Source organism: Pseudoxanthomonas mexicana (assembly GCF_046736355.1).
Lineage (GTDB): Bacteria > Pseudomonadota > Gammaproteobacteria > Xanthomonadales > Xanthomonadaceae > Pseudoxanthomonas_A > Pseudoxanthomonas_A mexicana_B.
In genome coordinates this window covers 645001-658471 of record NZ_CP157201.1, presented here as the reverse complement: position 1 = coordinate 658471, position 13471 = coordinate 645001, and the positions used below count along the sequence as shown (strand labels likewise).

8 protein-coding genes and 2 rRNA genes (1 of these 10 cut by a window edge) are annotated in these 13471 nt (G+C 67.1%); 3 read left to right on the top strand and 7 right to left on the bottom strand.

The features are described from left to right. Positions 1–418 precede the first annotated feature (418 nt). Positions 419–2647, top strand: a complete 2229-nt coding sequence (locus AAG688_RS02790) for a primosomal protein N' (RefSeq protein WP_411833840.1) — start codon at positions 419–421, stop codon at positions 2645–2647. Between the two features lie 129 nt (positions 2648–2776). Here the strand turns inward: AAG688_RS02790 and AAG688_RS02785 are convergent, their stop codons facing one another. The 3 genes from AAG688_RS02785 to AAG688_RS02775 all read right to left on the bottom strand — a co-directional run bounded on the left by AAG688_RS02785 (position 2777) and on the right by AAG688_RS02775 (position 6493). Further along, positions 2777–4423 (bottom strand): hypothetical protein, encoded by a 1647-nt coding sequence (locus AAG688_RS02785; protein WP_411833839.1) that lies wholly within the window; start codon positions 4421–4423, stop codon positions 2777–2779. Positions 4424–4697: 274 nt separating this feature from the next. Continuing rightward, positions 4698–5504, bottom strand: coding sequence for a hypothetical protein (locus AAG688_RS02780; RefSeq protein ID WP_411833838.1), 807 nt, complete (start codon positions 5502–5504; stop codon positions 4698–4700). Beyond that, the gene (locus AAG688_RS02775) at positions 5501–6493 is read right to left on the bottom strand and encodes a hypothetical protein (protein WP_411833837.1); all 993 of its coding nucleotides are present in this window, start codon (positions 6491–6493) and stop codon (positions 5501–5503) included. Before AAG688_RS02775 ends, AAG688_RS02780 begins: the two co-directional genes overlap by 4 nt. 226 nt (positions 6494–6719) lie before the next feature. On the opposite strand from AAG688_RS02775, the gene AAG688_RS02770 reads away from it, so the two are divergent. Then, on the top strand, positions 6720–9437 hold the full coding sequence (locus tag AAG688_RS02770) for a tetratricopeptide repeat protein (protein WP_411833836.1): 2718 nt from the start codon (positions 6720–6722) through the stop codon (positions 9435–9437). Positions 9438–9472: 35 nt separating this feature from the next. Further along, positions 9473–10090, top strand: coding sequence for a trimeric intracellular cation channel family protein (locus tag AAG688_RS02765; RefSeq protein ID WP_411833835.1), 618 nt, complete (start codon positions 9473–9475; stop codon positions 10088–10090). Between the two features lie 245 nt (positions 10091–10335). On the opposite strand, the gene rpoH is transcribed toward AAG688_RS02765, so the two are convergent. The 4 genes from rpoH to AAG688_RS02745 form a co-directional block, all read right to left on the bottom strand. Next, positions 10336–11214, bottom strand: coding sequence for an RNA polymerase sigma factor RpoH (gene rpoH, locus AAG688_RS02760; RefSeq protein WP_411833834.1), 879 nt, complete (start codon positions 11212–11214; stop codon positions 10336–10338). Positions 11215–11306: 92 nt separating this feature from the next. Beyond that, the gene (locus AAG688_RS02755; RefSeq protein WP_411833833.1) at positions 11307–12572 is read right to left on the bottom strand and encodes a dipeptidase; all 1266 of its coding nucleotides are present in this window, start codon (positions 12570–12572) and stop codon (positions 11307–11309) included. Between the two features lie 95 nt (positions 12573–12667). Continuing rightward, a 5S ribosomal RNA gene (gene rrf, locus AAG688_RS02750) occupies positions 12668–12782 on the bottom strand. Positions 12783–12908: 126 nt separating this feature from the next. Continuing rightward, positions 12909–13471, bottom strand: a 23S ribosomal RNA gene (locus AAG688_RS02745); it runs 2317 nt beyond the window's last position.

The following is a 13471-nucleotide window of genomic DNA, read 5'->3' as shown; positions in this document are numbered from 1 at the left end:
GGCGCACTTCCCTGCAAGGCTGGTGCCATCGCGTGGTGAACCCGCCTCCGCACTTGACATCGCGCGGAAATCCGCTCCCCCATTGACACCGCGCCTGCACGTTGTGCACAGCACACACAGGTTCCCGTGCACCGGGTCACTGGCGATGCCAAGTTTCTTGCCTTCAGTTTCGTTTCACGGCCAAGTTATTGATTGAAAAAGGAAATATCGTGTGACGATTTTTTGTCCAAGTTGGCGGCGAGGCTTGCGGATGCGCGTTTGCGGCGTGGAGCAAAGCCTCCATGCACATGCTTATCCACAGAACATGTGGATAAATGGGAATCCCTTTCCAGAATCGCTAGTTGCGTGACTTTCGTCATCGTTTTCACAGCTTGTTGACGCAACCGCACAGAACCGGCGCACCGCTACACTGGCGCCGATGACCGCTCCCGTCCTGCTCCAGGTCGCCCTTCCGGTGCCCCTGCCGCACCTGTTCGACTACCTCCCGCCTCCCGGCCACGTACCCGGACCGGGCGACGTCGGCAGGCGGGTGAAGGTGCCTTTCGGCAGCCGCGAGCTGGTCGGCATCGTCGCCGGCACGGGTGCGGCCGAAAGGCCTTCGGCCGAACTGCGCGCCGCACTGGCCTGGCTGGACGCCGCGCCGCTGCTCGGCGGCGAACTGCTCGACTCGCTGCGCTGGCTGGCCCGCTACACCCATGCGCCGCTGGGCGAGACGCTGGCCACTGCCCTGCCCGGCCCGCTGCGGCATGGCGATCCGGCGCCGGACACCACCTCGTGGGCCTGGCGGCTGACCGAGGCCGGCCTGACCGCCCTGCCCTCGCTGCGCGCCGGCAGCCGGCCGCGGCGGCTGGCCGAGCGGCTGGCCGCCGCTGCGCTGGCCGAGGACGCGCTGGACCTGCGGATGGAAGGCTGGCGCGAGCCGGCACGTTCGCTGGCGCGGCGTGGGTTGGCCGAACGGGTCGCCAGCGAAGACCCGGGTGCGGCCCCAGCGCCGCAGCCCGGCCCGCCGCTCAACGACGAACAGCAGGCCGCCGTCGAGGCGGTGGCCGCCACTGCCGGTTTCGCCCCATTGCTGCTGGATGGCGTGACCGGCAGCGGCAAGACCGAGGTCTACCTGTCGGCGATCGCCGCCTGCCTGGCGCGCGGCCGGCAGGCGCTGGTGCTGGTGCCGGAGATCGGCCTGACCCCGCAGACGCTGGCGCGCTTCCGCGCCCGCCTCGGCGTGCCGGTGCACGCGCTGCACTCGGGCCTGGCCGAAGGCGAGCGTGCACGCGCCTGGATGGCGGCCGCGCGCGGGCAGGCACGTGTCGTCGTCGGCACCCGCTCGGCGGTGTTCGTGCCGCTGCCGCAGGCCGGCCTGATCGTCGTCGACGAGGAGCACGACGGCAGCTACAAGCAGCTCGACGGCATCCGCTACCACGCCCGCGACTTCGCCCTGGTGCGCGGCAAGGCGCTCGGCGTGCCGGTCATCCTCGGCAGCGCCACGCCGTCGCTGGAAACGCTGCACAACGCGCGCGGCGGCCGCTACGCGCACCTGCGCCTGCGCCGCCGCGCCGGCCAGGCGCAGCCGCCGGCGGTGCGGGTGATGGACGTGCGCAAGCGCGCATTGCAAGGCGGCCTGTCCCTCGAGGCCATGCAGGCCATCGGGCAGGCGCTGGCGCAGGGCGGCCAGGTGCTGGTGTTCAAGAACCGCCGCGGCTACGCACCGGCGCTGCTGTGCCACGACTGCGGCTGGACCGCGCACTGCAAGCGCTGCGACAGCGCGATGACCGTGCACGCCAGCGGCCGCCGCCTGCAATGCCACCATTGCGGCGCCCGCCAGCCCGCGCCACCCGCCTGCCCCGACTGCGGCGGACTGGCGCTGCAACCGCAGGGCATCGGCACCGAGCGGCTGGAGGAGACGCTGGCGGCAAGCTTTGCCGACGTGCCGGTGCTGCGCATCGATCGCAGCACCACCCAGCGCCGCGACGCCCTGGCCCAGCACCTGGCCACGCTCGGCGACGCGCCCGGCATCCTGGTCGGCACCCAGATCCTGGCCAAGGGCCACGACCTGCCGCGGCTGACGCTGGTGGTCGTGGTCGGCGTGGACGAAGGCCTGTTCTCGTCGGATTTCCGCGCCGGCGAGAAACTCGCCCAGCAGCTGATCCAGGTCGCCGGCCGCGCCGGCCGCGCCGAGCGCGCCGGCCAGGTGCTGCTGCAGACCCACCATCCCGGCCATCCGCTGCTGGAGACGCTGATCCAGGGCGGCTATGCCGCCTTCGCCGAAGCCGAATTGCAGCAGCGCGAGGCCGCCGGCTTCCCGCCGTTCGCGCACATGGCGCTGCTGCGCGCCGAGGCCATGCACGCCGACCCGCCGATGCGGTTCCTGCACGAGGCGAAGGCCGTCATCCTCTCGCTTCTCCCCGCTGCGCGGGAAGAAGGTGTCCGCAGGCCGGATGAAGGGCAGCCCACCATCGGCATCCACGGCCCGCTGCCCGCGCCAATGCCGCGCCGCGCCGGCTACCAGCGTGCCCAGTTGATCCTGTCCGCAGCGCAGCGACGCAGCCTGCACGCGGCGCTGGACGTGCTCGTCACCACGCTGCACGCCTCGCCGCAGGCGCGCAGGGTGCGCTGGTCGCTGGACGTGGATCCGGTGGATTTGTACTGACGCTTCCACGTACATGGCAACGTGGCTGTCGCTACGATTCCTGGACCCAGCCAGGCGTTGAAGCAAGAATCGCCATGAAGACAAGCTCCCTGGATTCGCGGGACCTGTTCCTGTTGATGCTGTTCTGCATCATGGTCGCACGCCGGTCGGGGAATCCGGTTCGTTTTGCCGCCCATCGATCCCGCCCATATTCCAGGTTCCGCCATCAAAGGCAGTACCCAAGGCGCCCCTGGAAGCTGGCGGGCAGCCTGGCCGGGTGAGAAAACGCGCCTTCACCATATTCGCCACGAACTCCAGGAAACCCGGCTTCCATACGTCAGAATGTCCGGGGATGAGGCGCTCGTCCACCGAGACGATCAGGTAGGGTGAAAATGGGGCGTTGTGGGATTCCTTCCGCTGCGCGGAACGGGGCAAGGTGCCGGCATCGGACGTGTCCCTTGCTTGAATGCGTTCCAGGGTGATGTCGCCATTCGCCCAGCCGGGCGCATGCCCGCACAGGAAATTTCTCCAGGCATCCTGATCCTTGTTCCACTGTACGAAACCTTCCTCCAAGCCTGCCGGATGGGAAGAGGGTGGAATGAACATTTCCAGCGTTTCGCCTTCATTGGTTTTCAATGCCGGCGATTTGCCTGATGCGGTTTCGCCCGCCAGCGCCAGCCGGTGCGTCAAGCTTTCCTGCAGGTGGCCAAGCGCCACGATGTCCCGCTTCCGCTGGCCTGGGACATAGGTTTTGAGCAAGGTCGTAAATGCGCGCGCGAACGGGAATGCATTCTTGGTCGCTCTATCCCCTTTGGACATGAATACCGTGAGGATCGGCAGCTGCCCGGCCTGGAACTCGGCTTGCTTCGATCGCGCCAGGAGTGGATCGAAGCGCACGGTTTCGAAGGCTGGATTCACGATCACGATCAGATCGGCCACGGAGGATGAAAGCGAGCCGTGACACCTGCAAGCGGAGGCGGCCAAAGGCCTGGACAAGGTGGAAGCATCCGAAGGCGCGGGCAAGACAGCGGCCTCCACAGGTCCGAACGGCACGAATGAAAGCCTGGGCTTCCCATCATGCAGCAAGTGGGAACCGACACCCGTCTTGCAGATACAGCTGTTCTGGGCCTCCACCAGTTCCCGCATCAGCAGGTGGCGTGTCGCGTAGAACGCGGCCATGCCGCCGAAGCTGTGCCCGGCCATGACGAAGACATGCTGCTTGTCCGTGTCGGCCAACTTCTGCGCCCGGATTTGAGCCAGTTCCGAGACCACCTCGATGAGGCCGTCGGTGCCCACGCGGGTCCCGGCGGCCTTGCGTGTCCAGAACGTGAGTTCCCGCGCGCCCCATGCCCCCCACATGCCCGCACTCTTGCCACGCCAGCCGAGGTAGACGCCTTCCACCTGCCAGCCCGGAAAGCTCTTTTGCAGCTTTCCGAGCAGCGTCTGGAACTGGGCCACGTTGCCCGAGTCCACGGAGGCGTTGTGTTTCCAGCCGTGGGCGAACGCAACGATCAGCGTCGGTTTCGCGCGTGCGCGTTCACGCAATTCCTGCAAGGCCTGCATGGCTTCCTGGCGCGCGAGCATGCTGCCCTGGTCATCGAACTCGACATAGGTGATGAAGGGAGCATCCCGTTCCGGGCCAATCTGGTGGCGGACGGCACAGGCAAAATCTCCTCCCTTGGGATGCGCAAGGCACTTCTCGTTGTGCTTGGCCAGGTCTGCCGAGCGGTACGGAGTGATGGCACAGCCGCAAAAAAGCAGGGTGGCCGCGAGCGCAAGCGCGACCAGGTTCGTCAATCGTGGCATATACATCTGCAATGCCTCCTGTGGCGGGACTGCTCGAGAACCCAAGTCCGCCCTTTCGCTGCGATGCGGCTTCCGCAGTGCCGGCATTCGCAACCGGCGCCCGCTCGACTGGACCTGTTGGATCCACCTGCGCGTCGCGTCCATCATTCTCGGCGATGAAACGGCTGAACACCCGCGGGTCGATGACAACGACGCCCGGCGAGTCCATTGGCATCGGCCCGCCGCCATCCACACACGTCCAGGCACGCGCGCGGGAGGAAGGACTTCACTCGCCCTCGTACATGAACACCGAATCCAGCGGGGCGCCGTACTTGTTCTGGCACTTCATTTCCCCCACGCTCGCGTCGGCCCTGGCCGCATCGACGGGACCACTGGCCGATCCGCTGACTTTCCAGCGACCGGCCACACACGTGTATTGCCATCTTCCATACCGGACCACCGATTCATTCGCGTAGCTGTTGTAGCCGTACACGTTGTCGTTGCGATCCCTTCGTTCGTAGGGGCAGGTGAAGAAGTGGCAGGGGCTTCCCGACCAGTTCTGCGCCGGATCCTTGGCCGGATAGCCTTCCTGCTGCGCCTGCTGCTTCAAGCGCTCGAGCCTTTCCCGCTCCTGCCGCCTTTTTTCCTCCTCGCTGGGCATGTCCCCGCCACCGCTGTCGCCTGCCGCGCCGTCGCCGGCGCCGCCACCATCGTCGGCCAGGCTGGCCAGCAGGCCATGGGACTGGGCGCGCAGCGGATCGCTTTTGGCCTTGCTGTCATAGTCCGAGACGGATCCCATGCCTTCATCCGACTTTCCACTTGCCTCGCCGGGGCATGCCGTCCCCTTGACCTGTTTCAATCCGGCCTCCAGTTGCCGCAGGTATGCTCCATACGTCGGGTTCTGATAGGGGGACCCGCCCGTGCTTATGGCCGATATGGCCTGGCGGGTCTGTCTGATCGCCTTTTCGATCTCGGAAATGTTGTGCCGTTTGGCGGCCTCGCAGCTCATCCCCGTTTGCGAAAGGGCGGAAGGGCAGAGCGCGGAGAACACCAGCAGGCACCCCCATGCGCGCCAGCTTGCGTTCCTCTTCATTGCAAGGCGCTCAATGCCCGCACCAGGACCTCGTAGTCGGCCTCCATGAAGGCGTTGTTGCGGTTCTCCAGTTCCTCTGCCGCCGCCTGTGCATCCGATCCCATCATGTCCGCCGTCTGTTGCGCATAAGACAACACCTGCGAGTACTCACCCAATCCAGCCGCACTGGCCTGCCCGGCCAAGGCGCCGAACAGACCGCCGAGCGTGGACATCGAACTGGCCTGCCTGCGCTTCCGTTCCAGTTCATCGCGCAGCGATCGCGCCCGTTCGGCGGCGCCATTGGCCGCGTCGTTCTCGGCGGCGATCATCCGGTCGAAGTGGCCCAGGCACAGCTCGACCAAGCCACGGCACCGCCCCTTGGCCGCCGCCTCGCGCGCGGTCTTCAGGTAAGCGGCCTTCTGCCTGTAGACCGCGGCGCGCTTGTCCCAGTCCTCCGCGGTGTTCGGAGCGGGCATCCGTGTATCCACGCTTGCCGAGAACGAGGCCACCGGCGTGACCACATCCCGCACGAACGCACGGGCGAGATCGGCTTCGCCCTTGCGCCCGTCCTTCTCCAGCAGCGAGGCGTAGGCTTCAAGTGCCTCTTGATCCTGTGGCCGGCGCTGGAAGCGATCCTCCACGATCGAGAAAGCCAGGGCGCCTTCACCCTTGTCGTGCAGCGTCGATAGCACCTCCGGCCTCATCGCCCGGTGATGCTGGCAGCCGCTCATCTGGAACCGGCCTGCCGCCGACCGCAACAATCCGTCATCTCCGCCTTGGGCACCGAGCCTGGCTTGCAGTGCCAACAGCCGGCATCGGCATGCCACATCGCCCTCGCACTTGCGGTTTTGCAGCAGTTTCCCCGCACCCTGCAATGCCTCTGCGGGCGCCTGACTCTCGATACGATCCAGCTTCCTGGTGAAATCCGCCGCATCCAGGCTTCCACAGGCCACTGTCAGCATGGCGGCCACAGCCAGAGCCAGCCAACCCGAATTTGTGCTGTTTTTCATTTTCCACCCCGGTGATGATTCCTGTGTCCCTGTGTTACTGCCAATCACGCTGGAAAATCCTTCCCCAATCCTGACGAATGCGGACGAATTCCGCCGACGCGTAAAATCAATCACTTGCATGCAGCCGGCAGGGGTCGTGGCCGATTGCCCGGCCGGGAGTTGCAAGGGCAAGAATCGGCGCGCACATTGGCGCGGCCAATGACGGGGGGACGGGGAAGACACGCGCATGGGCGATCGCGACGCACCGAAGCTGTGGCATTTCGGCCGGGTGATGCTGGACGAACGCGGCCCGGTCAGCGTGGGTGGAGAGACAGTGGCGCTGGACCGCAGCGGATTCGATGTGCTGCTGGCATTGCTGCGCCATGCCGGCGAAGTGGTGACCAAGGACGAGCTGCTGGCAGCCGGCTGGCCCGGCCGGGTGGTCAGCGAGAACACACTGAACAAGGCGATCAGCCGCCTGCGCCAGGCGCTGGGTGGCGACGGCGAGGCGATCAAGGCGGTGTACGGCTACGGCTACCGGCTGGCCGCGATAGTGCGGGTGCAGGCGGTCGACGACGGCGGCGAGGCCGGGGCCACGCCGACGCACGGCATCGATCGCCTGCGGCCAGGCGAGCCGTTGCCGCTGCGCCCGCAGTGGCGTATGGAACGCTGGCTGGGCCAGGGCGCCGCCGGCGCGGTGGCGTTGGCGCGTGATGCGGCGGGCCAGGCGCGGGTCTTCAAGTTCGCGGTCGGCGAAGCTGGGTTGCGCGGGCTGCGCAGGGAGGTGGCACTGGCGCGGTATCTGCAGGCCGCCGCGGACGGCGTAGCGGGCGTGGCCCCGCTGCTGGGTTGGAATCTCGCCCAGCCGCCGTTCTTCGCCGAGATGCCGTATTACCCGGAAGGCGACCTCCGCGACTGGGCCGAGCGCGACCAGCGGCTGAAATCACTGCCACCGCCGGCACGCGTGGAATTGTGCGCTCAGATCTGCGAAACGGTGGCCGCACTGCACGCGGCCGGCGTCATCCACAAGGACCTGAAGCCGGACAACCTGTATCCGCTGGCCGATGCCGGCGCGCCACACGGCTGGCGGCTGCTGCTGGGGGATCTGGGCGCTGGCGAGGCGGCGCTGTCGCCGCAGCTGGCGGAGCTGGGCATGACCCACAGCCTGGTCGCGGTGCCCTACGGCCTTTCCCCGGACGGCGGCAGCCTGCTCTATCTGGCCCCGGAGGTGCTGGCTGGTCACGCCGCCACCCAGCAGAGCGACGTCTATGCGCTGGGCGTGCTGCTGTACCAACTGCTGGCCGGTGATTTGCGGCGGCCGCTGGCGCCGGGCTGGGAGGCCGACGTGGGCGATCCACTGCTGCGCGAGGACATCGCGCTGGCCGCGGCGGTGGAGCCGGAGCAGCGGCAGTTGGATGCGCGCACGCTGGCGCAGCGGCTGCGCGGGCTGGACGCGCGCCGCGCAGAACACGCCGCCGCGCTGATCGAAGCCGAGCGCCAGTGGCGGCGGGATGCGCAGTTGCAGCGGCTGCGCCAGCGCTGGCGCTGGGGGCTGGCGCTGTCGATCGGACTGGCCTGCGGACTGACGGTGGCGCTGTGGATGTTCTGGCGCGCCGAGAACGCTCGCCTGCAGGCCGAGCGCAACCAGCGCCGCGCCGAGGCGGTGCAGGCTTTCCTGACCCGCGACCTCCTGCTGGAAGCCGATCCCTACACCGCCGGCGCTTCGTCCGACGTCAGCGTGCGGCAGGCCATCGAGGCGGCGGCTGGCAAGGTGGACCGGCGCTTCCACGATCAGCCCGACAGCGCAATCGCTATCTACCACAGCATCGCCGACGTGTATTCCGGCTGGGGCGAATACGCGCGCGCCGTCGGCATGCTGCAGCGTGCCCGCCAGCAAGCCGCCCACCTGCGCGGCAACCCGGCGGCGTTGGCAGAGGTGGACAGGCACCTGTGCGAGGAACTGCGCATGGCCGGCGACGTCGCCGCGGCCCGGGCCGCCTGCGCCGCCGCACTCGCCGGCTTCGACGTGGCCGGCGTGCGCAGCGATGCGGCCACCGTGACACAGGCCAAGGTGATGTTCGAGGTCGGCGAATGGACGCAAGCTGTGCGGGCGCTGGACCTGGTGGTGGTACGACTCGACGGCAGCGCATCGCCGCGCCTGCTCGCCGATGCGCTGTGGTTCCGCGCATTGTCGCTGCGCAAGCTGGCGCGTTTTGTGCAGGCCGATGCCGATTTTCGGCGGCTGATCGCGCTGCAGCAGCGGGAACGCGGCGAGCACCATCCAATGACCGGATGGGCGCTGGCCGACTACGGCGACTTCCTCGTTGATGCCGGACGCTTCAGCGAAGCGGAGGCTGTGCTCGATCGCGCACAGGCCATCTTCGACGCCGGCCTTCCCCCCGGCCATCCGGACGCACTCGGCCCCGGCTACAGCCGCGCCGAGATGCACCTGTGGAAAGGGCAGTGGCAACCCGCCATCGCGCTGCTGGAGCCACGCGTGCGGCAATGGCGGGAGACACTGGGCAACCGGCACTTCTGGACGCTGTACGCACTGACCGAACTGGCCTGGGCGAAGGCCGAAGCCGGCGAAGCGGACGCCGCGGCCATGTTGTTGCGCGAGGCGCGCGCGTCAGGTCGCCTGCTGCTGGCGGGGCACGATGCCAAGAGCGCCTTCTTCCATGCACGCTGGGCACGCACCCTGCTGGCGCTGCGCGACGCGGAAGCCGCCGCACTGGAATTGCGGGAACTGGACGCCGCCCTGGCCGCACACTACGCCGCAGACCATCCCTGGCGGGCCACCGCGTCCTGCCTGCATGCGCGCATGGCGCTGCTGCGGAGGCGGCCGGACGTGGCGGTGCGACTCGCTGCCGATTGCCGCGCCGGCCTGCTGCGGCGCCTTCCCGCCGACCATCCCGCGCTGGCCGAACCCGCCCGGCTGCTGGCCCTGGCCACCGCGGCCCGCTGATCGGGCCGCGGCGGCGATTGCCCTATCCTCCACGCATGCCTGCACTCCTGCTAGCTTTCGACTTCGTCGGCACCTTCGTGTTCGCCCTCAGCGGCGGCACGCTGGGCGTGCGCCAGCGGCTCGATCTGTTCGGCGTGCTGGTGCTGTCCTGCGCGGCGGCGGTTTCCGGCGGCATCGCCCGCGACGTGCTGATCGGCGCGCAACCGCCGGCGGCGCTGGCCGACTGGCGCTATCTCGGCGTCGCCTGCCTGGCGGGCCTGGTGACGTTCTTCCGCCACGAGGCCATCGAGAGGCTGCGCAACCCGGTGCAGATCTTCGATGCCGCCGGGCTGGCGCTGTTCGCCGTGCTCGGCACCGGCAAGGCGCTGGCCTACGGGCTGGGACCTTTCAGCGCCACCTTGCTGGGCATGCTCAGCGGCATCGGCGGCGGCATCGTCCGCGACCTGCTGGTGGCGCGCACGCCCGTGGTGCTCCAGGCCGAACTGTACGCGGTGGCCGCATTGCTGGGCGGCGGTGTCGTGGCGATCGCGCATGTCGCCGGCTGGTCGCAGGCGCCGGCGATGGCCGCGGGCGCCTTCGCCTGCTTCGGCCTGCGCTACATGGCGATCCGCTACGGCTGGCACCTGCCGGTCGCGCGGCCGCCGGAAAGCTAGGCAATTTCGTTTCGCTTCATGCCTCCTCCGTCATCCCCGCGAAGGCGGGGACCCAGTGTCTTTGCTCCTGTTTCAAGGCATGAACATGCTTCAAGGCGTTGAAGTCACCAGATCCCCACCTTCGCGGGGACGAAGGAGGTTTCATGGGTTGAGCCCCGGCACGCCAGAGCGCACTTCCGGCAACGTCCACAAACGCGAAACGGCCCGGTTTCCCGGGCCGTTCCTCATCGGCATGCCAGTGGCGATCAGGCCGCAAACAGCGCCTTCATCTTCTTCAGCGCATTGGCCTCGATCTGGCGGATGCGTTCTGCGGACACGCCATACTCGTCGGCCAGTTCCTGCAGCGTGATCCTGCTTTCGCCATCCAGCCAGCGGCGCTTGATGATGTCGCGCGAACGCTGATCCAGACCGGCCAGTCCTTCGCGCAGCAGTTCGAGCTGGTTGTCGGCACTGTCGGCACGCTCGTAGGCCTGCGACGGATCCTCGTCGCTGGCGACCAGGTAGTTGACCGGCGACGGCGGCGCGTGATCCTCGTCCTCGTCGGACGGCGCGTCGAAGCCGATGTCGCGTCCGGACAGGCGCGACTCCATTTCCAGCACTTCGCGCTCGGACACGTTCAGATCCTTGGCGACCGCGCTGACCTCGGCCGCGTTCAACCAGCCCAGGCGCGTCTTCGACTTGCGCAGGTTGAAGAACAGCTTGCGCTGCGCCTTGGTCGTGGCGACCTTGACGATGCGCCAGTTCTTCAGGATGAACTCGTGCATCTCGGCGCGGATCCAGTGCACCGCGAAGCTGACCAGGCGCACGCCCATATCCGGGTCGAAGCGCTTGACCGCCTTCATCAGGCCGATGTTGCCTTCCTGGATCAGGTCGCCCAGCTGCAGCCCGTAGCCGCTGTAGCCGCGCGCCACGTGGACGACGAAGCGCAGATGCGAGTGCACCAGCTCGCGCGCCGCGTCGAGATCCTCCTCGTCGCGGTAGCGGCGGGCCAGTTCCTGCTCGTCCTCGACCGTCAGTACCGGGATCTGGTGCACGGCGCCGATATAGGCGTCGAGCGAACCCAGCGCACTGGGAACGGGCAGGTTGTGGGTGACCAAGGCGGTAGTGGAAGCGGATGCGTTCATGGCACTCATCTTAGCAGTCGGGGCCTTCGACTGCTAAAGCGGGGATGGGTTCCATTGTTCCATCGGCGTCATGAAACCCGGTTTCACTTTCGTTAATCTTGTGCAGATGGTGTCTTTTGGAGCCTTTCGGCGACCTTTCGGGCCTGATCCAGCACCCGCAGCAGGTTGCCACCCCAGATTGCCTCGATGTCGGCCTCGGAATAGCCTTCATCGAGCAGCCGCGCGGTGATCAGCGGCAGCCCAGCGACGTCCTCCAGCCCGGCCACGCCGCCGCCACCGTCCCAGTCCGCCCCGATCCCGACGTGGCGGGGGCCTGCGACCTTCAGGATGTGCAGCAGGTGGCGCATGTAGTCCTCGAAGCCGGCCTGGCGCACCGGGTAGCGCACTTCGATCCTGCGCCGCTCGGCGAGATAGGCCGGGATCCGTTCGGCCGTCATCCGGCTCTCCGGCCCGTAACGTTCAGAGAGCGCCGCCAGGGCGGCCTCGCGCTCGGCGATCTTCGCCACCGGCACCAGGTACCCGCCATAGGCGTTGACGTGGATGACCCCGCCCTGCGCCGCCAACCGGCGGATGCGCGCGTCATCGATATTGCGTGGGTGGTCGTAAATGGCGTCGGCACTGGTATGCGACAGCACGATCGGGCTGGCCGACAGTTCCAGCAACTGGTCGAACACCGCGTCGCTGGCATGCGAGGCATCCAGCAGGATACCCAGCCGGTTGGCCTCGGCGACGAGCGCGCGGCCGGTCGGGCTCAGGCCCTGCCATTCGGCGCCGGCCGGGTCGGTCGACGAGTCGCCGAAATCGTTGTTGCGCACGTGGGTGATGCCCAGCATCCGCAAGCCGAGGCGATGGTAGAGCTCCAGCAGGCTGGGATCGCCCGCCAGTGGCGAAGCGTTCTCCATGCTGATGAAGACGATGCGCTTGCCTTCGCCGGCAATGCGGCGCGCATCGTCCGCGTCCAGCGCCAGCTCGAACGCATCGGCATGGGCGGCGAGCATCTCGCGGATCTCGACCAGCCTGCTCAGGCCGTGATCCCGCGCCTGCCGATGGCCCTTGGCATCGCGCGTTCCCTGCCCGGTGTAGATCACCCAGAAGCCGCCATCGAGGCCGCCTTCGATCATCCGCGGGAGATCCACCTGGGCCAGGTCGCCGTGGTGATCATGCCGGTCGGTGATGCGCCAGCCCGGCCTGGCGAAATTGGCCGGCGTATCCAGGTGCGTGTCCAACACCAGGATGCGTTCGTGCAGCGCACGCGCCTCGGCGGAAATCCCGCCCGGCTTCGCTCCCGCCGGGTCCCATGCCAGCGCATGGCCCGCGATCAACAACAAGGCCGCGAACGGCAACGCACGCTGTCTCATCCTGCTCCCCTCGAAATCGCCAGCGCTGATTGTTTTCCAAAGCCGGGCAAGAAAAAACCCCACCTTCTACCGAAGGTGGGGTTTTGGGGTAAAGCCCCTGGCGATGACCTACTCTTGCATGGCTTGAGCCACACTACCATCGGCGCGGCTGCGTTTCACTTCCGTGTTCGGGATGGGAACGGGTGGGACCACAGCGCTAATTTCACCAGGGAGACGGTTGGAGCGTCGCTCGTTTCCGAAGACGGAACGGCGCCAGTCTCTCATAGGGTCTTGTGACGTAGCGGGCATTGGATTTTCTCTGACGGTATCGTCGAGTCCAAGGCCACTTGAGGTTATATGGTCAAGCCGCACGGATCATTAGTATCAGTTAGCTCAACGCCTTGCAGCGCTTACACACCTGACCTATCAACCACGTAGTCTTCATGGTTCCTTTAGGGGGCTTGTGCCCCGGGAAGTCTCATCTTGAGGCGCGCTTCCCGCTTAGATGCTTTCAGCGGTTATCGCTTCCGAACATAGCTACCCGGCAATGCCACTGGCGTGACAACCGGAACACCAGAGGTTCGTCCACTCCGGTCCTCTCGTACTAGGAGCAGCCCCTCTCAAACTTCCAACGCCCATGGCAGATAGGGACCGAACTGTCTCACGACGTTCTGAACCCAGCTCGCGTACCACTTTAAATGGCGAACAGCCATACCCTTGGGACCGACTACAGCCCCAGGATGTGATGAGCCGACATCGAGGTGCCAAACACCGCCGTCGATATGAACTCTTGGGCGGTATCAGCCTGTTATCCCCGGAGTACCTTTTATCCGTTGAGCGATGGCCCTTCCATACAGAACCACCGGATCACTAAGTCCTACTTTCGTACCTGCTTGAGCCGTCGCTCTTGCAGTCAAGCA